This is a genomic window from Annamia dubia NIES-4383 (genome assembly GCF_055394725.1).
In genome coordinates this window covers 18101-38085 of the sequence record NZ_AP025633.1, presented here as the reverse complement: position 1 = coordinate 38085, position 19985 = coordinate 18101, and the positions used below count along the sequence as shown (strand labels likewise).

The following is a 19985-nucleotide window of genomic DNA, read 5'->3' as shown; positions in this document are numbered from 1 at the left end:
TGATAAAATTTGATGGCGCAACTAGCTCGATCGATCACAATCTTAATTCCCGATTTCCCCTTAAATGGTTATCAAATAACAGTCGAAGCGGAAGAAATTATCCTGTTTACCCATCGTCAAATTGGCGAAATTATAGGCAAAACCAAATCAACAGCCGGAACATTTTTTCGTCATCAAACGGATTTACCAACCCCAATAAAAGCAGTCATTCCTGAGCGCAAAGGTGCAATCGCCTTAACCCCTTTAGCTTCGGCTGTGGTGTATTGGCAACATGAAGCACAAAAAGGTAATCAATTGGCTTTAAAATTAATTAAGAATATTAATAATCAACCTATTACTAAGTTTGAAATAATCAAAGCAGAAGAAAAAGAATTAACAGTTACCCCTCCAACGATTAGTAATCAAAATTATGATTTAAAAATAATTAGTGAAGGCATCGAAATAGCCTCAAAATGGATGGTAGAAGCAGGAGTCGAACCCACAGCGATCGCGCATTGGAAATTAACTCAGTTGGGGCTACAAATACCAGAATTAAATAGTTTAATAACCTCCGCCCAAGAGGTGATCGCCAACCATACCCCTTCACCCCAAGGCTTGATCGTCTCTCAGTTAGCGACGAAAATCAGTCAACAAATGGCGCAAAAAATTACCAGTGCTAAAATTAATCAGGCACTCCATGACTTAGAATATCAAGACTGGGCCAAAGTTGGAGTTAATCGAGAGAGGAAATTAACCGAGCAAGGGAAACAGTATGGCATCGCCATTTTAACCACCAGTAAAGAAGGATGGCAAGGAGCGCAACTGAGGTGGCGTGAGGAAATTATCCCCATTTTAGTGGATTATTTTTCACAGGAGTGCCATGAAGCGCGATCGGGCTAAATTTTAAAAAGTAAAGAGAAAGCCAACTTCTCCAGTAAATCAATCAATTAATTAGCTTACGCAAACTCTTATTATCACAAGCTCATGAGTCAAATTCAAGTCCATCTCCAGTTTAATCATCTCACTAATCCTGATATTCTTACTCAACTTCTTGAGGATAAGCGCTCACCCCAAACTAGACGTGCCTACGCCAAGGATCTGCGGGATTTTTTTCAGTTTTTGACGGGCGCTACTGAGCCGACTCCCCTCTTGGTGAAAGAGTTTCTCTCTCTTGAGCAAAAACAAGCGACGGCTGTGGTTTTACAGTATAAGTCTTCTTTGCGAAAGCGTCAGTTATCCTCTGCTACTATTAATCGGCGTTTGGCGGCGATTAAGTCTTTAGTTTGTTTGGGAAATCAGTTGGGGGAATGTTGTTATAGTCTCGATAGTATTAAGGGGGATAAAGTCATTCGTTATCGGGATACTACGGGTGTTAGTAAGGAAAGTTATGCCCTGATGTTGGCTATTCCCGATCGCTCTACTTTGAAGGGTAAACGAGATTATGCGATTCTGCGCTTATTATGGGATAATGCTCTACGACGGGGCGAAATTGCGCAAACTTTGATTAAAGATTTAGATTTGGAAGGTAAATCTTTATTGATTATTGGCAAGGGCAAAGGGCAACAACAACAGGCGGTGAGTTTGGCTAAACCTACTGTTAATGCTATTTTAGATTGGTTACAAGCTAGAGGGGAATTGACTCTTAATCAGCCTTTATTTATTGCCTTAGACCATGCTCACTATGGTCATGGTATCACGGGGACGGCGATTTATCAATTGGTGCGTAAGGTGGCGAGTGAAGCGGGTATTACTAAGGTGATTTCGCCTCATCGGATCAGGCATTCGGGCATTACGGCGGCGCTTGATGCCACCGGAGGGAATGTGCGCAAGGTGCAGAAGTTATCCCGTCATGCTGATTTGAATACTTTAATGATCTATGATGATAACCGTCAAGATCTACAAGGTGAGTTGTCTGATCTACTTTCTGATTTGGTATAATTAATTGGGGCGATCGCGCACGCGCGGCACTGCGCGATCGCTAATTCTAATATTTGCTCAAATAAGGGTTCTCCTAATGTCATTAATCTTAAGGATGGGAATTCTTCAAAGATGTCTGGATAGAAGGTTACTTCATAAGTTTGATTTTGATATTTGACTACCCAAATTTGATTTTCTTTTGCCATAAATTCTACTCCTTGATTTCTTAAAAAGGGGGATTGAGTTAATAATTTTTCTGTCATTTCTGGAGTAATTTTACTCTTAGCAAAAGATTGTCTAATTTCTGTTAAATCTGATTCCACATTTAGCGCTACCATTGTTTCTAAATCGGGGCGAATGGGAGGATGATTAATTAGTTGATCTAATTCTTTGAATAAAACTCCCTCCTCCTCTGGATCCGCCGCCATTACCGCCTGTTCAATAAAGGTGGGAACTTGTGCTAAGATGGGTTGTAAATTGCCTACTACTGTCTCAAAAGCATTAATTCTATTTCTTAATTTTTGATACACTTTTGCCTCTACTGTACCATCATAATAGAAGTTATGAATATAAATTTCTGGATAAATTTGTCCTATTCGATCTAGTCTACCAATTTGTTGTTCTACTTGCATGGGATTCCAAGGCATTGAATACATTAAGATTACTCCACAAGTTTGTAAATTTAAGCCTTCACTGGCGGATTTTGTTGCTAATAAGATTTTAATTTTTCCTTCCCTAAATTGATTTTTTATTAGTTCTTTTTTGACAGTTTTCCATTGATTATTTTCAAAAATTTCGCCTCCTCTACCTGAATAACAAGCCACTTGATTATGATATAATTGGGTTAAAGTTTCTCTCACATAATCCATTGTATCGGTATATTGAAAAAACACAATTGCTGTTTCTCTTTTCATTAATTCCTGTCTTAATATATCTAAAAATACGGATAATTTAGTATCTTCTCCTGTGTTTTCAAACTGTTTTAATAAGTCTTCTAAATAATGAATTTCGGCCGGATCCGTAGGGGTAAAATAATTTTCTAATCCCGCAATAATATTATCATCTGCTTCATCAATATCTATTAAATCATCTTCCGTAATACTAATACCTTCTAAACGTCTTTCTAAGGATTTTTTAATAGCATAAAAAGAACTGGTTAAACGTCTTCTGTATAGGGTCATTAAGAAGCCTAAAGCCTTTCTTTGTTCTTTTTGAGCTAAATTGTAAAAATGTCTGACATAATCGCTTACAGCACGATATAACGGCACTTCACGCTGTTTTTCAAGGGCAATGGCATTATCAAATACTTTTCTAACAGGAATGGGGCTATTAATTATTCCTTTTTGATAATATTGTCTTAAGGTGTCTCTCGTATGGCGAAACATTAAATCTTGTAAGGGGGTATGTAAGGTTAAAAATTGACGAGAATAGTCAATAAATTGTTTTTCTTGGCTTATTTGTTTACTGTTACTAATGGTTTTTCCCTGTTGCCATGTATCTAATAAACGATAATATAAGAATCTATCTTTTTGACTTAATAACTGTTGAAAAAGTGGGCAAATTTTTCCACCTTGATTAAAATAATCTACTGACATTTTTTGTAAAAATTCTAAGGTTTGTTTATTCATTTTTTGGGGTAAACTATCGAAATAATCACAAAAGTTTTCTTGATATTGCCATTGCCCTTTTAAATCTAATAAATTTAATAAATCAAAGACTTCTATGGTATCTATTTGCATGGGAGTAGCTGTTAATAATAATAAAAATTGGGTTTTTGATTTTAATTCCCGCATTAATCTTAATAAAGAATTAGGTTTATCTTCCCTTGTTTGAGGGCTTTTTCTTCTAGCGTGGTGTGCCTCATCTAAAGCAATAATATCCCAATTTTGAGCGTTTAATAATTCAATTTGTCTGTCTTTTCTTCTCACTAGATGGGAGGAAGCTAGTATTAAATTCTGTTCATCCCAAGGATTATTTTTCGGTTGATATTTTTCGCCATAACTGTTAGTAAATATTCCTTGATCATAACTCCAAAAATGTAAGTTAAATTTTTCCCTTAATTCTTCTTGCCATTGGGGTTGTACGGAAGCGGGTACTAAAATTAAGATTCTTTTGGCTTTTTTGGTTAATAATAAATAACGGATAGTTAGCCCTGTACTAATGGTTTTTCCTAAGCCTACTTCATCACAAATTAGCGCCGATTGGGGATAATTTTTAATGATTCTTCTGACTATTTTTAATTGATGTACCCAAGGTTTAATAGGGATTGATTTTAAACAATAATCTAAGATTTCAGTTTCGGGAATATTTAATAATTGATCTAGATCAGCCCCCTTTTTTAAGGGAGAAATTTCTGTGGAACAGGCATCTTGCCTGTTATAATTATTAAGGGCAAGGTGGGCATAATTTTCTTTAATTTGCTCTTTATTTTCAGAATTAAATGATGTTATGCCCACCCTACATTTTTCTGTATTAAATTCATCATTGATTGTCCAATTTGGTTTCCGATTTGGTGTATAATTTAAGAGTTTTTCTTTAATCGCTTCGGGAATTTCAAAGATTTTAACATTGGGTGATAAATCATACCATAATTGCTCAAAACGATATTGTTCTTCATTAACTCTTTCTAAGTCTCTTTCTCCTTCCCAACCGCAATAAACATGGAATGATTCTACATTTAATTCCCATCCACTTAAACTTTCATTATTTGAGCCACTAAATGCTAATTGATTCCTTTCCATATCCGTAAATATTCCTACTTTTTCATGGAAAATATGACCGAAATCAAGATTATTTTCCCTCTGAGGAAGTCCATTATTTTTAACAGGTATAGCGATTTTTATATCTAAATAACTATTAGCTATTAACCAACTTAAGATTTCAAAATGTTTTAACTGTGCCAAATTTTCCGGCGGTTTTAATTCTGTATCTAAACGATTATTTAATATTTCTTTTAATTGATAACCTTCTTGAATAGCTGTTAAATCTTGAGGGGAAAATTCACATCCCATTATTAAGCGCATTGTACCATCATTCCCTAACATTGCACCTAAACCCCCTGCTACTTTTGATAAAATAGCACTATTAAAAAACCCTGATTTTCTATCATATTTAACGGCACATTCTAACGCCGGAATATAAAAGTCAGCGATGGGATTATTTTCGTTACTTGAGTAACTAATTTTCCAGTTTTTTTGTGGTAGTAAGGGTGGCATTTTTTGAGTAGAAAGTAGAGAGTAGTCAGTAGAAAGTAGTTAGTAATATTATAACCCATCCTAGTTTAATTTATTAAATAATTTATTTTATCTTATTTCCCAATTAATTGATTAAATGGAATTTTCTTGGGGGCATAAATTTTTAACATATTTTCAGGGCAATTATGAATAGTTGGTAATTTTTTTTCTCTATAGCAATCCTAAATAGGTCATAACAGATATAATATTAATTATAATCTAAATTCAAGGAAAAAAAAATGAACATTATTTCTGAGTTAAATGATTTTATCAATCAAACAAAAGAGGCTAAAGAAATAAAAAGGGCTTTAGCTGTCAAAATGATTTTAGAAGGAAAATCATACCATGAAGTAAAAGAATTATTACAAGTTTCTCATAGCTTTATTAGTATGTGGAAAAATCAAGCTCTTTTTTGTGGAGTAGAAAGCTTGAAATTACAGTTTAAAGGAACTAAAAGTGAATTAAAACCAGAAGAAAAAGACCAAGTTATTAATTGGTTAAGAGAGCAAGAATATTTAAGATTATCAGATTTAAAAATTTATTTAGAGCGAGAATATAATATTATTTATAAATCCAATCAAAGTTATTATAGTTTGCTCAAAGAAGCGAAAATAAGTTGGAAAAAAACTCAAAAAAAGAATCCGGCTAAAAATGACGAATTAGTCGAAGCTAAAAAAAAAGAAATCAGTGAAAAATTAGAGATTTGGAAAGAAGAAATAGAGAGTGGAGAGCTTGTAGTGTTTATGATTGATGAATGTCATTTACTTTGGGGAGACATTTTAGGTTATGTTTGGGGAAGAACAGATCAAAGAATAGAAATTCCCATTAAAAATGAAAAAAGCCGACAAACTTATTATGGGGCATTAGACTATCAAACTAAAGAATTTATTGTCAAAGAATATGAAAGTGGAAATACAGAAAATACGATCAAATTTATCAAGTATTTACTATCAAAAAGAAAAGGAAAAAGATTAGCAATATTTTGGGATGGAGCAACCTATCATGACTCAAAAGAATTTAGGGAGTATTTAACTATAATAAATCAAGATTTATTGGAAGAAGAATGGTTAATTACTTGTCATAAATTTGCCCCTAATGCTCCAGAACAAAATCCGGTAGAAGATATTTGGCTACAAGTGAAAAATTTTATTAGACAATTCTATCATTTATGTAAATCATTTAAAATAGTAAAGTGGCTATTTAAGTTTTTTGCGCATGGTCAAATATTTGATTTCCCCAAACTTTATCAATATGGAATTTTGCCACAACCTATTTAGGATTGCTATAGTAGGTTTTTTATTTAGATTAATATCTTTCATACTAACAAAGCGAGATTGATAATTCTCTAAAAATTTAATTTGATTCCAAAATTTTTTGCCAATTTCTCGACAATAACTAATTAAACATTCACCTCCTTTAAACTGTTGAATTATCTCTTGAGTATTTGCTCTACCTGCTTTCATTTCTATAAACATAATTACCTTGAGATTATCCTGATCTGATATTAGGATAAAATCGCATCTTTTACATTCTCCTTTACTATTCTTAAAAATTGTTTTAGGTGCTTCAAATAAATCTGATTTTATCACCAATGTTTCTTCAGGAATATCTAAAATTTTTACTTGATAATTAATCCCCTGATTTTCTTCTAAAATTACTTGTTTTTTTCCATAACAATCAATTAAGGGTACTTTAGCATGATCTTGAATCATCTGTTCAAGAATAATTAAATCTTCTGAATAATAAGCCACTATTCTTCCCCCCAAATAATTGCTTCTTGAATACGATTCATTGTTTCAATAGCTGTATCAAAACTACCAATTTCTATCCCTAATTCTTGATTAATATTGGCGGGTATTAAAGTTTGACAATTGGTTTTTCTTTGTTTCCCTTCTAACTTAATTGAGGCGCATTGTGCTAGATAAACTTTAATTTGATTAGCCTCTAAAAGTTCCTCTTTTTGATAACCTTCTCTTTGGGCAATTTCTCTTAAATAAGGTTTATTTTGATTGAGCATAATTAAAGTATTTAATTCTTTAATTAAATAGTCACTATGGGTAGTGATAAATACTTTAATTCCTAAATTAATTAATCTGGCAAAAAGTCGGGCAACTCGCCGTTGATTTTCTGGATGTAAGTTTAATTCTGGCTCATCTACTATTAATAAATCCCCTTTTTGGGCTGTATGTTTAAGATAAAATCCAATATCTAATAATGAGCGCACGGCACTGGAACTTTCATCCATTGAAAGTTTAATTTTTTTCCCTTGTGGAACATAATAAAGTTCATCATTTTTAGTAATAATATATTCTCCCCCAATAATATTAGCAAATTCCCCTAATAAATCAGGATACGTTTCAGCAATAAAACTGGTTTTTTTGGCAATACTTTCTAAATTTCTGGTAAATTCTACATTACTTTTAATGGGTAAGGCATAGTCATCATAGCCTTTAAATAATAGCTTCAAGGGATCAATATCTTGATTTGATTTACTAATTTCTTCTAATAAACGATTACGGGCAAAATTTAATTCTTTGCGAAAAATTGCTGTCCCTGTTCTTTCCGCACTAGCAATAAAAGCTTTGGGGAAAAATGGGCGAAATATAATTTCTTTGATGGCATCACTAATCACTTGTTTTATAATATCTTTTGGGATTTTAATTTGATTAGTTTGTGCCAATAATGTGACAATTAATTCTTGACTATTTTCTTCTTTTATTAGGGAAAATAGATTAGTTTTAGCTGAACTAATAGATTGTTGATAAGCTTTTTTTAACTGATTTTCTTCGGGGTTAATCTCAATTTTAATTTCTGTTTGTGCAAATCGCTCGGCTGAAGTGGCGAAGATTTCTGCTAATTGTTTTGTATATTCTTGACAACCTTTTTCTAATATTATTTTAAGATTTTTTAAATGTTCTAAGATATTTATTGTTACTACTCCATCTTCTAATAATTGATTAATTTCTCTTTCTTTAATCTCAATTGTTAAGATTTTTTCCCAACTAGATAAAAAGCCAAATAATGAGTAAGTTGCATAGGTTTTTCCTGTATTATTTTCACCACAAATAATCGTCATTTCCCCAAGGGTAAATGATGCTTCTTTTAACACTCCTAGATTTTTTACTTTAATTTTCATAATCTTTAAGTAGAAAGTAGTCAGTAGAGAGTAGAAAGTAGAAAGTAGTGAGTAATATTATAACCGATCTTTAACCTCTATCTATGCTATAATGTAAAAAAATAACATTTTTTCAAGGGGTAGTTAAAAATGTCAAAAGATACTATGATTAAAGCTAAAACCGATGCACAATTAAAGGCAAAAGTTGAGAAAATTCTTGATTCCATTGGCTTAACTCCTAGTGAAGCTGTCAATATTTTTTATCATCAAATTTTGTTACATAATGGGCTTCCTTTTGAGGTTAAAATACCTAACCAAACTACCAAAAAAGCGATGAATGATACAACGCAAAAAATTGGAGTTACTTTTGACTCTATAGATGATCTTTTAACTGATTTGAATAGTTAAGATTTTATGCTCAAAATACATCGCACTTCACAATTTAAAAAGGATTATAAAAAAGCGGTTAAATCAGGTAAAAAAATCGAATTATTAGTAGAAATTATCCAAAAACTTGCTCAAAAAGAAACTTTACCACCAAAGAATAAAGATCATAGTCTTTCTGGTAATTATAGTAATTTTCGTGAATGTCATATTCAACCTGATTGGCTTTTAATTTATCAGTATGATCCAGATACTTTATATTTAACTAGGCTTGGCAGTCATTCAGATTTATTTTAATTTAACTGGGTTAGTTCAATAAATTGAACTAATTTTAATATTATAACCCATCTTTACCCCCCCAAAAGTAAAAAAATCCTCACCCCCAGCCCCCCTTCTGTTGAGAGGGGTGACTTTTTCCTAATCTAAAATTAATAATTATTAAATAGTTCCCCCTCGCCCTTTGGGAGAGGGGGTTAGGGGGTGAGGGCTAACAACCAACCTACAATTTTTATAATAATTTCCCTTGATAATAACTCACCTTCTCTTTAATTTCATCTAACCCCAACCACAGATTAATTAATACTTCTTTTTCCTTCACATTATCAGGGATAACCTTAAATGCTACCTCAATTGTTTTCATAAATAAACTGTTAGCAACTAAGCCCGTTTTTTGCATAAATTGACGCACTTTCTCAAGGGTTTTTTCTTCTTCATAAATCACAATAATACTATGTAAGGCATCTATCAAATTATTAGCGGAAAAACTCTTAATATCTGTGGTAATTACTCGCTTTTTAAACCTTTGTTGGGGTGTTAAAATGGTACAATTACCACTTTTAGCATCTATAATTTTATATTCTTTAACCAATTTATCCACGCTAAAACCACCGATGGCCAGAGCTAATTGGCGCGCCTCATCAAAGGGAAATTCCCGCGCCCCGAAAGCATCCCACCCTAATAAATACCATTGGGTGAGGGGATCAAAGCCATCGGTTTCCGTTTGCACCAATTTACGGAAACGGTAAGCGGCGATCGCCTTCCTTGCTTCGGCAAAGGCTACCTCTGGGCGCACTTCCTCCCCTGATGAGTCAAGTATAGGATAATACTTTGAAAACACGCTTAATGCCACCCCAAAGGCACTTAAATATAAGTCTATGCCCGTGATCTCGTTATCCTCAAAATAACTTGCCCTTGCTTCTACTAGGTTGGCTACTTCCGGCTTTAAGTCATCCCACCATGCGGTGGAAGTGGGAAGTGGGGAGTGGGAAGTGGGAAGTGGGGAGTGGGGAGAGGGGTTGGGGGTGAGGGCTACCCCACGTTTTCGGCATACTAATATAACTGTACTAGATACACTATTTTTCTTGGCTTGATGTAAATTCTGAGGGTTTTCGGTGGATACTGCCCATGAAGCGGTAATCTCAAATCCTGCATCAATTAAGGCTTTTGCCAGTGTATCCCATGCCCCGGCCTCTTTATGGTTAAATTGTACGGTTAAAACTCCCTCATCTTTTAAGACTCGGTAAGCTTCCTGCCATGCCATGCTCATTTTAGCCTCATAATCTCTTTTGGCTAATTCTTCGGGGCTTTCTCCCATGTTGCGAAAACGGGAGGGGTTGGCTACTGCTTCCCTTTCTTTATCGGTTAATTCCTGCCAAAATATGTCTGGGAATAGATCTCCCAATGTGCGCTTCAACCAGCAATTATGAACGCAACATTGACTGGTTAGATAATTTTGTGATTCTGTCGCAATATTATATACTTTCCCCTCATATTGTTTTCTGTCAATGTGACGAATAGGAAGCCATTGTCCTTCATTTGTCCAAATATTAAGATATTTTCCTTTGTTGGGTATAGGAGTATTAAGTCCTAATATTTCTGCCAATTTTACTCTATTTTTACCCCAGACTTTTAAGAGAAAACGAGGTTTACTTGTAACTGTTTTATTATTAAATTCACAGGTGCGAATTTTGAGATCAAAATGTTGATGAGAAACGATTTGAAAACGCTGTAAAATTAGTTGTATTTGACAAGCTAAAATCGGTGATACTGTGGTTAATTGAAAAAAGTTATCTCCTTTTGATCCATCTCCATTCCAATAGCCACAAATTAAACCTTTTAACAAGGGTAAAGGTGCATCCAAAAGATGATTAAGTATTCTTTTTTCTTGAGAATTATTCCCACATATTTTAGCAAATAATTCTCCTAAAAGTTTATTATAAAAAATAACAATTATTGCTTTTTCTTTTGCCCTAAATTTAACTTTTCCCTCAAGATTAAATTTATCTTTAACTATTTTTAAAACTTCTTCTACATATTGATTTTCCGATTGATGAAATACAAAAGTTACCCTCCCTTCATCTCTGTTTCCTTTTCTCAGACAAAGGCTACCTTCTGCTAAGAAATATCCTAATAATTTCATAAAATGATAATCAATTTTTATTTGATTAGGCATTCTAAATTTATCGTATTCACCTTGATTATTAATTCTCACTACCTTTTGATAGGAAACTTGCAATTGTTGAGCTATTTCTTTTAAAGTTTGATATTTAATTCCTAATTGACTAATGGCTTGTTTTATCTTTAATATTTCTTGGGATTTTTTACCATAATATAAATAGGTTTCGTCATAAGGATAATCTAAATAATCGCTAATTGTTAATAGATCATTAAAGTTATTTTCTAAGGGCTGATAGTTAGGAAAATAAACATAATCTCCTTGTTTTAATTCACTAGAATCACGCCATTCTCCTGTTAAACTTCCAGCATTTTCTTGAGGTAATGTCCAAACTTTATGTCCGGGTGTTATTATTAATTTCTGATGATTATAGGCGACTCTAATTTCAAAAATATCTCCTTGATAATCACGATTTCCTATTTGATTAATTTTTGTCCATTGTCCATTTTTATCTAATACTTGATCTTCTTTTTTTATATCTTTTATCGCCACATAACCTCTTTTTGTAATAATTAAGGTGTCTGGTGCTAAACAATAAAAAAAGTCGCTTAATTCTGCATATTGAATTGTGCCATAATAGGGCGGATCCGTCACTATTGCTTCTAAACTTTTGTCGGGTATATGATATAAACTATCGGCAGATTCTAGGTTTATTTTTATCCCCCCACCACCCCTTGGAAAGGGGGGCTTTTCTGTTGCTAATTCATCCTTTTTTAAGGGGCTTTTTTCTATTACCAATTCCCCTGTTTTTAAGGGAGGCTTTTCTGTTTCTAATTCCCCCCCTTTTGAAGGGGGGGTTAGGGGGGGATTTGTATAATTAAATAGGTTAATTTCTTCTACTTCTTTTTGATTTTTTTCTAAAGTTTTTTTGTTAAAATATTCACATAATTTTGTATAATCTGAAGCCGTTGAAGCACTTTGATAATGCCATAATTTACAAATGCCACTAATTTCTGTATAATTCCACATTAAATTTAGTGAATGTTGGGCTGATGCACCTTCCGATCCTGCTCTAGCAGAGTTCCAATGAGTTAATCTATTATTTTCATCTACACATCTATCTAAAACTAAAGCCAAATAACTAATAATTGCTTGAGCCTTTTCTAATTCATATTCTGTTAATATTTTTTGTTTAGCATCGTTAATTATTTCTACATAGGTAATGAGGGTTAAAAGTTGACGAGAATTAAATAATTTTGACCATTGATTAATGCCAATATTAGGTAATCTTTCTGTTTCTTCACCTATAGGTATATCAAGATCAGGAATTAATTGATCAAGATGATATTTTTCTAAATTTTCTTGTAAATAATTCTCAGCTTTGTTAACCCCTTCTAAATCAATTTGATTAGGTAATCTAAACTCTAAACTTCCTTTCCCTTGTTTAAAAGCAACCGCATATAATTGATGCCCTAAACCCTTTGTTTGTGCTTCTTTTTTAATATAATCATCCTCAATTATATTATTACAATTAATACATTTACCTACACCGCGCCCGATGGTAGCATAAACATCTGGATCAAAATCTCCTGCTTCAGTTTCGATAGTTGTACCCTTACCTTTACGCCCTTTAATTAACTCAAAATCTACTCTTTTTTCTAATAGATTGGGAATAGGTTTTACAGCATACCAATTAGCAGTAACTTTTCTAGCTTGTCCTTTTCCTGCATAATTGCTAGTTTTACTTAACCACCAATTAGGAGATAAAGGTATCACAGATTGACAATGAGGACAAGTGACAGTATGCGCCCAAAGATAATTTTGGATGGTTTCTTGATCCCCCCAACCCCCCTTAGAAAGGGGGGCTTTAGAGTTTTCCTTTTGAGAAAGGGGGGCTTTTTCTACATCTAATTCCCCGTTTTTTGAAGGGGGGGTTAGGGGGGGATCAATACTTTTTGAAAGAGGGGATGAGGGAAAAAACTCAGCTAATCTTTTTTGTGCTTCATTACCCACAAAATTAACCCATTTGTCAATATCTTTTTGTAAAGATTTACCAAATTTTAAAGGATATTCCATGGCCGCTTTCATGGTAATAACAGCAACGGGGTTTAAGTCAGAAGCAAACACATTTAAACCATATCTAAGAGCCTCAAAAGGAATGCTACCTCCTCCGGCAAAAGCATCAAGAATTGAGGGATTTGTTGTACCCCAAATTTGTTGACAAAGTTCCTCCATTTTCTTAATTTGTGGTGAGGTGGGAGGCTGTTTATATAACCTAATTTCTTTGATATTTCTTAAGCTATCTTTTTCTTCTTCAGAGAGCTTACTTTGCTCCCAAAAATCAACTTCTTCCTGCCCATAAATACCCATAATATATAAAAACTGCTCGATCGTTAGCTCATAGGGCAAAATAGAGGCCAAAACCGAAGCGCGGGAGAAGGATAAAGGCTTACGGGAATACCAACGATGAAGCCCTTTAAAGGGGTTGCCGCCATGTTCATAATATACCTGTTGATTTAACAATTTAACGGGCATTATTTTTTCAATAAATACTTGAGGGCGAGTCATTTTAGTTGATAGTTGATAGTGAATAGTTGATAGTTTTTGATTATATCATGATTAAATTGACACTTTAAACAAAATTAATTAATCTAAAAAATGTCATGCCCCTACAAACTAAAGAAAAGGATTAATAATTTGCAATCCTTCTACTTTTAAGCCATGTTGCATATCTTCTGAATACAATTGCTCAATATTAACTGATAATGCACTAGCAATAATTACACTATCCCAAAAGGAAAATAAATATTTTGTTCTCAAAATAGAAGCATTTAATAATATATTTAGATCAATTTCAATGATGTTATGAATTTGGGCAAATCCTTTGATTAGATTTTGCACTTGATTTTCTGAAAAATTAGCTTTTTTGATGAGATTTACACAAACTTCATTGATTACTTGTGTACTTAAATAAAGTCCTGTTTCTGTAGCTAAACTATTAGCAATTTGATGTTTTTGAGAATCTTGACTTTTATTAAGTGCGTAAATCCAAATATTTGAATCTAAAAATTTTCTCATATTTTTATGGTGTTTCGTAAATTTCTTCTCGTTTCATGGGAGTTAATTCTTTGATAGTTAAAGGATTTTTTAATAAATATTGTAGGTAATTTTCAGACTGTTCAGAAGTTTCTTGTTCAAGGGTTACTTTTACTAAATTCGGTTGTTTTAATTGTTGTTGATATTGTTCAGGAATTTTGATAATTCCATTTTCAATAGTGGTTTGAAATTCAACAGTAATCATATTTATTCTCCATTGTTGCAAGATTGATAAAATTATAACATAAGAGCGATCTCTCCATCACTATTCAAAAATAAATTAAATCTTTAATAAAGCCTAAATGTAGGGGCATAACATCCTTAATTTATGAAACAAGTAATTAATCTAAAAAATGTCATGCCCCCTTTTAAATTAAGCGGCGATCGAAATAGGTTTTGCCATAGTTGAAGGCTCAGGAATAGGTTGACCATCACAAACTACAAACTAAAGAGCCTCTATTCATAATGACTCCACATTCGATAAATTTTGATCAACTTTTCTGATTCAAAAACTTCGTAGACTAAGCGGTGTTGTTTATTGATACGACGACTAATTAATCCTTTTAGATCTCCTTTTAATAATTCGTAATCTGGAGGATATTTATATGGATCTATTTCAATAAGATTAATTAATTGTAAAACTTTAGCTTTTAATCCACTAGATGCAAGTTTTTTTGCATCTTTTTGAGCTTGGCTCATGAAAATTATTTTATACATTACCAATCTAATTGATCTAATGTCAAACCCTGATTAAGAGATTCACAACGAGCCTCTTGAATGCTTTGTACCATACCTTCAATACTTCTTAAATATTCATCATCACTAAGATAGTTAGATTGTTCTAAAATCTTAATTTCATCTTGTGAAAAATGCTCAAGCAACCACAAAAATTTGTCGTTAATACTATCATCAATTTTTAAGGTAATTGTTCGCATAAATTGACTCCTAAATTTTGGGATAAATTATTTATACATTAAGGTTTATATGGCAAGATTATAACATAAAGAGTGATCGCTATTCAAAAATAAATTAAATCCTTAATTCATAACTTTTAACTCTCTCCTAATAAAATTCTTAACGCCCTTAATGCAGAATTTTTGAGGTTATTTTTCCCCCGATTACTATTATTAATTTTCGCAAACCAATAATGGGCTTCTTCGTTACTCATGGCCATAATACCCTCCCGAAGATTAATAATTTTAAGCTCTTTTTTTAAAGGTTGTACCGTTTGAAATAAAATTGCTAAATGTACTCCCGTTTCTTCTCTTAAAATATAAGGAGTCGTGCGTTTAATAGATAAGGTTTTGGGGTCATAATTATTCTGTTTTAAAAATTGATAGATAGCCCCCCTCACTAAAACTAAATTATGGCCTTTTAAACTGCCTAATTTTTTAGCTTTCGGGCGTTTTTTTTCCCCCGCCTTTTTATAGGCACATTGATATAATTCAAGGGCGAAATTATTATCTTGGAGAGGCTTAATTTTTAATTGAAATTCTTGCATAAAGATAAGATTAAACAGCAATCAAAGATTGTTCAATTGTTTTCATTCTTTGATTAAAATTAGGTAAATAATCTCGATAAATTAAATATTGATTTAAGTCAAAAATATTTTGGGCAATAGTTAATTCATCCTGAGAAAGTAGGTGATTTTTAAATAACCATTGAGCCACTTTTAACCAACTCCAAATTAAAGATTTTTGACTAATTCCCGCCATAGGTAAAGGAAAATTTCCGCCACCTCTTTCTCCATTAATTAACAGTCTTACATATTCTCTTGTTTTATTAATTCGACGCGCAATTTCTGAGGCAGTGACAAAATCATCGGGTTGAATACTATCTACTTTAATTAAAGGATGTTTAATACTTTCTACTTGTTTGATAGCAGAAATAACCACATCTAAAAATGAATTTCCTTCCCGCATAAATTCTAAATAAATAATATTATGACGAGAATGTAATAAAGAGTCATCACATCCGGCCAAATAAATTACATCGGTTAAAGTTTCATCTAATTCTTTGACTCCTGCTAAAACAAGAGTAAATTCATAAGTCTTCATTTTGATCCTCTTGATGAGTGCATTTATCTACAATTTTTTTGATTTGTTTAGCATGATTTTCAGGATTTCTAGGAGTAGAAAAAATTGAAATTTTACAACCAGAACGGCTTTGACTAGGACATAATAAAATCCCAAAAGCATGAGCAGAATTACCTGCTTCTTTGATTGTCCAACCTTTCTTTAAGGCATATTGAATTGCTTGAGCAATATGTTTATTTGGGTGTTTTTTTGCCATATTAATTTTAATTGAATTAATAACATTTTTCTACTTCCTATTTTGAGACTTTTGTTAATTAATATATAATTATAAATCTTTTGTTGCCTTATGTCAACAAGATTGTTGACAAGGGGGTTTTCAAAGTTTTTTTTAGATTATTATAATCTTTTTACTGTCATTTTTTTTACCCATTTTTGAGGTTAATTAAAATTTATTGAAGGATTACTATTAGCCGTGAAATGAATTTCACGGCGAGATTAATAGTTTGAGGGTAAAATTTTAATAGTTTACTTTAACATTCAAATTTAAACGCTCTACAGGGTTACGTTGTAAACCTTGATAAATTAAATTAATTTCTGAGCCTTCGGGGTTTACATTTTCCTTAAATTCAAAACTAAATTTTAAGTTTAAATCAGCTTGAACATTAGGCGCATTTAATAGGGTATTTAAGGTATTAAAAAAGCTACTAAAACCCTTTGAATCGCCTTGATATTCTAATCTAACAAACTGCCCTTGTGCCTGTATGGTAATAGTTTGATCTATATTTAAACTATATAATTGAGGTTTATTTAATAAGGAGATGGCTGTGGCTAGTTTACGATAATCCATGATGGAATTGACCGTAATTTCTAAGAGGGAAACCCCTTTTATTTTATAGTCAAAACAAGCATCTTTAAACTCATTAAAGGTTTTATTAATACTCCCTTCAAAACTTAAAAATTCTGGTTTAGGGATGTCTTGAGTTTGATAATTACTTTCTCGCTCTTTTACCTTAGTTTGACTATTTTGATTGATTAATAAAGTGGTTTCTTGACTAACAATTTCCTCATTGCCATAATGAGCAATAATTTTAAAATTGGTGTCATGATTAATCACGATTTCATATTCATCAGAAGGGCGAAAATTACCCGTAATTTCTTGATTATTGACGAATAAATTAACGGTTAATGCTTCTTTTGCTTTCCATCTTACCCTTGCTCTTTTTTCCGTTTCCGTATTAATAATTAATTGGGCATTTAATTCAATTATTCTCGGCTCAGGTAATTTTAAAATACCCCGCCGATATAAGATAAATCTTTCACTAAATTCAATGGTATCGGGTAAAATTAAGGGTTGATCTTCCGTTTTTATAAATACTTTTTCCCCGATTTTTAAATCCCAAATACCATCAGTTAAACCTTTTCTAATGGTATCCCTTAATAAAGAAATTTCCGCCTCAATTAAAAATTTTAAACTTAAATCTTTAGCAAAGGCTTCTTTTAAACTTTTTGTGCTTAAATAATCTAAATTTTGACTCCAAACTTTTTGTAAAATATAAGCAGGGGCAAAGGGTTTTAAAGGCTCTCCTGAGCGGATTTTTTCACAATCTTTTAAGGCTTTAAAGATTACTTCCTGTTGATTATTTTTCCCTTTAATTGTACTAGAATCTTGGGCGGGTAAGGTATAATGTTTTAAACCTAAAGGTGCTTTAACTGGGTCATAATCGGGGTAAAATAAATGACGATAGGCGTTAGTTAATGCGATTCTTACTTCTAAATCTTTCGCCCCCGATCTCTCTTTTAATTGTTTTTGTTGACTCTCGGATAAGTCTTCTAAACGACTGCCAGATTTAAGAATATTTTGAATCGCTAAATATTCCCTTGTTACATCAATTGCCCTAATTATTTCTGTTTTATTTGCTAATAGGAAAATTAGGCGATTACGATAGATTCTAAACTTACCAGATTCCCCTGTATTATTAAAGATTTGTTGTAGTAAACTTGGGGCTTCATCGGTTGAATTATTTACCGTTACTTCATCAAAATCAATCACACATAAAGCTAGATCATCGGCGCGATCGTCCACATCCGAGGAATTTTCAATATTAGAAATTAAGGTAAAAAATTTCTTAGCAAAAATACTATCTCTACGATTTCTTAACTCCTGTTTGGCGGTGGAAGGGTGGACTTGTTCCTTTTCTTCAGAAACAATTTTATTTAAAGAAGGTTCTTCCTTAAAACGGGCTAAAGAAGTAATAGGATCATCATCTAAATACCATGCCACACTCACTAATTTTTGTAAAGCATTTTCCACAAAATTAATATCTAATTTGGGCGTTAATAAGGATAAATTTAATTCTGCTCTGCGAATACCAGAGGAGATACCTTGAGTTAAAGAATGAAGAAAAATTGTGCGCGCTAGATAGGAAGAAAAAGGCGGTTTTCCTGATAGTAACCAATCCTCATCATGTACTTGGGCGTAGGCTTTCTTGCCATCAATATTATAAATATCTGCTCCGATGGCATTACGCATTTGTTGACGTTGTAACTTAGAAGTTAACTCATTAGTAACTTCAGCATCTATACCCACCGGAATATGATGAGAATGAATTAAAGGAAGATAATGATTAGACTCATTTAACCATAAATAACGAATAACTTGAGCCAATAATCTTAACGCCCCTCTCGTTTTTTGAAACTCATCAATAGAGGCAATTTTTTTGGTTAATAAACTAAATAATTCAGGATGGAAAGGATAACTTTGGGCAATAGTTTGAGCATAATTTGCTTCCTTACTACCATCGGGCAAATTAACCGGACAAGTGCGAATCGTGGTTAAATATTCAAGAGCTACTTTTTGGGCAAAACTATCATTAACTGACTCAAATAAACGCTGTTTAACAATATTATAAATTTCCACATCAGTGCTAGGAGTTAATACCCTTTCTTGACGGGCTGAAGCCTTAATTAATTCCTGTAATTCTGTGGTTTCTTGGGCAAAAGTATCACTAGAGGAAGCCAAAGAATAAACAAAAATTAAATAATTACTAGAAGCGGCTAAATCCATTAAAGAAAATAAAAAGTTAACCACTTGTTTCGCTAAATTACTATCAAGAATGGCCTTAGCTTTAGCCGCACTTAAATAACGAGCAATTTCATCTAAAATAATCACAGTGGGTTTTTTTTCTAGTAATCTTTCCATGACGGAAGTACCCGGACTAATGCCAGTTAGATCACTTTCTTGTAATAATTGATAACCCTTAATTCCGCCAATTTGATAAGCAATTTCACCCCATAAAGTATAGGTGGTAATACCCGTATCTTGATGATAAATACCATTAATTGGATCTAAATCTCTACCATCAATTGCAGATACTTGAGTTTGGGTAATTGGTAATAATTCTAAATCACAAAACCGCTCAATATTAGTAATATTTCTGCCCTGTTTACATAGGTGAAATAAAGCAATTTCATCATGGGTTTTACCGCCCCCAAAACTGGTTTCTAAACGGATCACCGCCGAACCAGAATTTTGACCGGTTAAACGACTAAATACCTCTTTAATCAGAGTTTTAATACCTTCAGTGGGAAAAGTATTAGTAAAAAAGAGATCAGCATTTTGATAAACATTGGGAGCATTCCCCTCTACCACTAAACGTAATTTAGCGGCAAATAGATCAAGGGTTAATTCACCGGAAAGTATTTCGGCTCTAGGATTACAGGTTTCAAAAACAGAAGGTAACATAGTCGCAAGGCTTCTCTTTTACTCGAAAACAGGATTGTTAATTCTCTCATTGTGACACTGTGCGCCCTTTTGCACAAATATTTTTGCT

General features: G+C 32.7%; 17 protein-coding genes. 5 read left to right on the top strand and 12 right to left on the bottom strand.

Going from position 1 to position 19985, the window contains the following annotated elements; translation table 11 throughout:
• Nucleotides 1-12: 12 nt before the first annotated feature.
• Both Anndu_RS17905 and Anndu_RS17900 read left to right on the top strand, forming a co-directional pair.
• Nucleotides 13-879 carry a hypothetical protein gene (locus Anndu_RS17905; protein ID WP_464104230.1) on the top strand — a complete coding sequence of 289 codons (867 nt, stop codon included), beginning with the start codon at nt 13-15 and terminating at the stop codon, nt 877-879.
• Nucleotides 880-963: 84 nt separating this feature from the next.
• Complete coding sequence (locus Anndu_RS17900; RefSeq protein ID WP_464104229.1) at nt 964-1917, top strand: tyrosine-type recombinase/integrase; 954 nt, start codon at nt 964-966, stop codon at nt 1915-1917.
• On the opposite strand, the gene Anndu_RS17895 is transcribed toward Anndu_RS17900, so the two are convergent.
• Nucleotides 1869-5111 (bottom strand): SNF2-related protein, encoded by a 3243-nt coding sequence (locus Anndu_RS17895; protein ID WP_464104228.1) that lies wholly within the window; start codon nt 5109-5111, stop codon nt 1869-1871. The genes Anndu_RS17900 and Anndu_RS17895 overlap by 49 nt on opposite strands.
• 257 nt (nt 5112-5368) lie before the next feature.
• On the opposite strand from Anndu_RS17895, the gene Anndu_RS17890 reads away from it, so the two are divergent.
• On the top strand, nt 5369-6406 hold the full coding sequence (locus Anndu_RS17890; RefSeq protein ID WP_464104227.1) for an IS630 family transposase: 1038 nt from the start codon (nt 5369-5371) through the stop codon (nt 6404-6406).
• On the opposite strand, the gene Anndu_RS17885 is transcribed toward Anndu_RS17890, so the two are convergent.
• The gene (locus tag Anndu_RS17885; RefSeq protein ID WP_464104226.1) at nt 6326-6880 is read right to left on the bottom strand and encodes a hypothetical protein; all 555 of its coding nucleotides are present in this window, start codon (nt 6878-6880) and stop codon (nt 6326-6328) included. The genes Anndu_RS17890 and Anndu_RS17885 overlap by 81 nt on opposite strands.
• Nucleotides 6880-8265, bottom strand: coding sequence for an AAA family ATPase (locus Anndu_RS17880; protein WP_464104225.1), 1386 nt, complete (start codon nt 8263-8265; stop codon nt 6880-6882). The genes Anndu_RS17885 and Anndu_RS17880 overlap by 1 nt, the downstream gene beginning before the upstream one ends.
• A 129-nt stretch (nt 8266-8394) precedes the next feature.
• Here Anndu_RS17880 and Anndu_RS17875 point away from each other — a divergent pair, with 129 nt between their 5' ends.
• Together Anndu_RS17875 and Anndu_RS17870 are read left to right on the top strand one after the other, a co-directional pair.
• Nucleotides 8395-8652 carry a type II toxin-antitoxin system RelB/DinJ family antitoxin gene (locus Anndu_RS17875; RefSeq protein ID WP_464104224.1) on the top strand — a complete coding sequence of 86 codons (258 nt, stop codon included), beginning with the start codon at nt 8395-8397 and terminating at the stop codon, nt 8650-8652.
• 6 nt (nt 8653-8658) lie between these two features.
• Nucleotides 8659-8925, top strand: coding sequence for a type II toxin-antitoxin system YafQ family toxin (locus Anndu_RS17870; RefSeq protein ID WP_464104223.1), 267 nt, complete (start codon nt 8659-8661; stop codon nt 8923-8925).
• Between the two features lie 211 nt (nt 8926-9136).
• On the opposite strand, the gene Anndu_RS17865 is transcribed toward Anndu_RS17870, so the two are convergent.
• The 9 genes from Anndu_RS17865 to Anndu_RS17825 form a co-directional block, all read right to left on the bottom strand.
• A complete protein-coding gene (locus tag Anndu_RS17865; RefSeq protein ID WP_464104222.1) occupies nt 9137-13591 on the bottom strand; it encodes a DUF1156 domain-containing protein in 4455 nt (1484 codons plus the stop codon).
• 108 nt (nt 13592-13699) lie between these two features.
• The gene (locus Anndu_RS17860; protein WP_464104221.1) at nt 13700-14101 is read right to left on the bottom strand and encodes a PIN domain-containing protein; all 402 of its coding nucleotides are present in this window, start codon (nt 14099-14101) and stop codon (nt 13700-13702) included.
• A gap of 4 nt (nt 14102-14105) precedes the next feature.
• On the bottom strand, nt 14106-14324 hold the full coding sequence (locus Anndu_RS17855) for a hypothetical protein (protein ID WP_464104220.1): 219 nt from the start codon (nt 14322-14324) through the stop codon (nt 14106-14108).
• 251 nt (nt 14325-14575) lie between these two features.
• The gene (locus tag Anndu_RS17850) at nt 14576-14836 is read right to left on the bottom strand and encodes a Txe/YoeB family addiction module toxin (protein ID WP_464104249.1); all 261 of its coding nucleotides are present in this window, start codon (nt 14834-14836) and stop codon (nt 14576-14578) included.
• Nucleotides 14836-15054, bottom strand: coding sequence for a hypothetical protein (locus Anndu_RS17845; protein ID WP_464104219.1), 219 nt, complete (start codon nt 15052-15054; stop codon nt 14836-14838). Before Anndu_RS17845 ends, Anndu_RS17850 begins: the two co-directional genes overlap by 1 nt.
• A gap of 116 nt (nt 15055-15170) precedes the next feature.
• Complete coding sequence (locus Anndu_RS17840) at nt 15171-15620, bottom strand: DUF7680 family protein (RefSeq protein ID WP_464104218.1); 450 nt, start codon at nt 15618-15620, stop codon at nt 15171-15173.
• Nucleotides 15621-15630: 10 nt separating this feature from the next.
• The gene (locus Anndu_RS17835) at nt 15631-16176 is read right to left on the bottom strand and encodes a hypothetical protein (protein ID WP_464104217.1); all 546 of its coding nucleotides are present in this window, start codon (nt 16174-16176) and stop codon (nt 15631-15633) included.
• The gene (locus tag Anndu_RS17830; protein ID WP_464104216.1) at nt 16163-16411 is read right to left on the bottom strand and encodes a hypothetical protein; all 249 of its coding nucleotides are present in this window, start codon (nt 16409-16411) and stop codon (nt 16163-16165) included. Before Anndu_RS17830 ends, Anndu_RS17835 begins: the two co-directional genes overlap by 14 nt.
• A 261-nt stretch (nt 16412-16672) precedes the next feature.
• Nucleotides 16673-19897 (bottom strand): ATP-binding protein, encoded by a 3225-nt coding sequence (locus Anndu_RS17825; protein ID WP_464104248.1) that lies wholly within the window; start codon nt 19895-19897, stop codon nt 16673-16675.
• Nucleotides 19898-19985: the final 88 nt, after the last annotated feature.

What these genes read in the sequence shown, in the direction of transcription:
- Anndu_RS17905 (WP_464104230.1), top strand. Translation starts at nt 13, where the DNA reads ATGGCGCAACTAGCTCGATCGATCACAATCTTAATTCCCGATTTCCCC.
- Anndu_RS17900 (WP_464104229.1), top strand. Translation starts at nt 964, where the DNA reads ATGAGTCAAATTCAAGTCCATCTCCAGTTTAATCATCTCACTAATCCT.
- Anndu_RS17895 (WP_464104228.1), bottom strand. Translation starts at nt 5,111, where the DNA reads ATGCCACCCTTACTACCACAAAAAAACTGGAAAATTAGTTACTCAAGT.
- Anndu_RS17890 (WP_464104227.1), top strand. Translation starts at nt 5,369, where the DNA reads ATGAACATTATTTCTGAGTTAAATGATTTTATCAATCAAACAAAAGAG.
- Anndu_RS17880 (WP_464104225.1), bottom strand. Translation starts at nt 8,265, where the DNA reads ATGAAAATTAAAGTAAAAAATCTAGGAGTGTTAAAAGAAGCATCATTT.
- Anndu_RS17875 (WP_464104224.1), top strand. Translation starts at nt 8,395, where the DNA reads ATGTCAAAAGATACTATGATTAAAGCTAAAACCGATGCACAATTAAAG.
- Anndu_RS17870 (WP_464104223.1), top strand. Translation starts at nt 8,659, where the DNA reads ATGCTCAAAATACATCGCACTTCACAATTTAAAAAGGATTATAAAAAA.
- Anndu_RS17865 (WP_464104222.1), bottom strand. Translation starts at nt 13,591, where the DNA reads ATGACTCGCCCTCAAGTATTTATTGAAAAAATAATGCCCGTTAAATTG.
- Anndu_RS17860 (WP_464104221.1), bottom strand. Translation starts at nt 14,101, where the DNA reads ATGAGAAAATTTTTAGATTCAAATATTTGGATTTACGCACTTAATAAA.
- Anndu_RS17855 (WP_464104220.1), bottom strand. Translation starts at nt 14,324, where the DNA reads ATGATTACTGTTGAATTTCAAACCACTATTGAAAATGGAATTATCAAA.
- Anndu_RS17850 (WP_464104249.1), bottom strand. Translation starts at nt 14,836, where the DNA reads ATGTATAAAATAATTTTCATGAGCCAAGCTCAAAAAGATGCAAAAAAA.
- Anndu_RS17845 (WP_464104219.1), bottom strand. Translation starts at nt 15,054, where the DNA reads ATGCGAACAATTACCTTAAAAATTGATGATAGTATTAACGACAAATTT.
- Anndu_RS17840 (WP_464104218.1), bottom strand. Translation starts at nt 15,620, where the DNA reads ATGCAAGAATTTCAATTAAAAATTAAGCCTCTCCAAGATAATAATTTC.
- Anndu_RS17835 (WP_464104217.1), bottom strand. Translation starts at nt 16,176, where the DNA reads ATGAAGACTTATGAATTTACTCTTGTTTTAGCAGGAGTCAAAGAATTA.
- Anndu_RS17830 (WP_464104216.1), bottom strand. Translation starts at nt 16,411, where the DNA reads ATGGCAAAAAAACACCCAAATAAACATATTGCTCAAGCAATTCAATAT.
- Anndu_RS17825 (WP_464104248.1), bottom strand. Translation starts at nt 19,897, where the DNA reads ATGTTACCTTCTGTTTTTGAAACCTGTAATCCTAGAGCCGAAATACTT.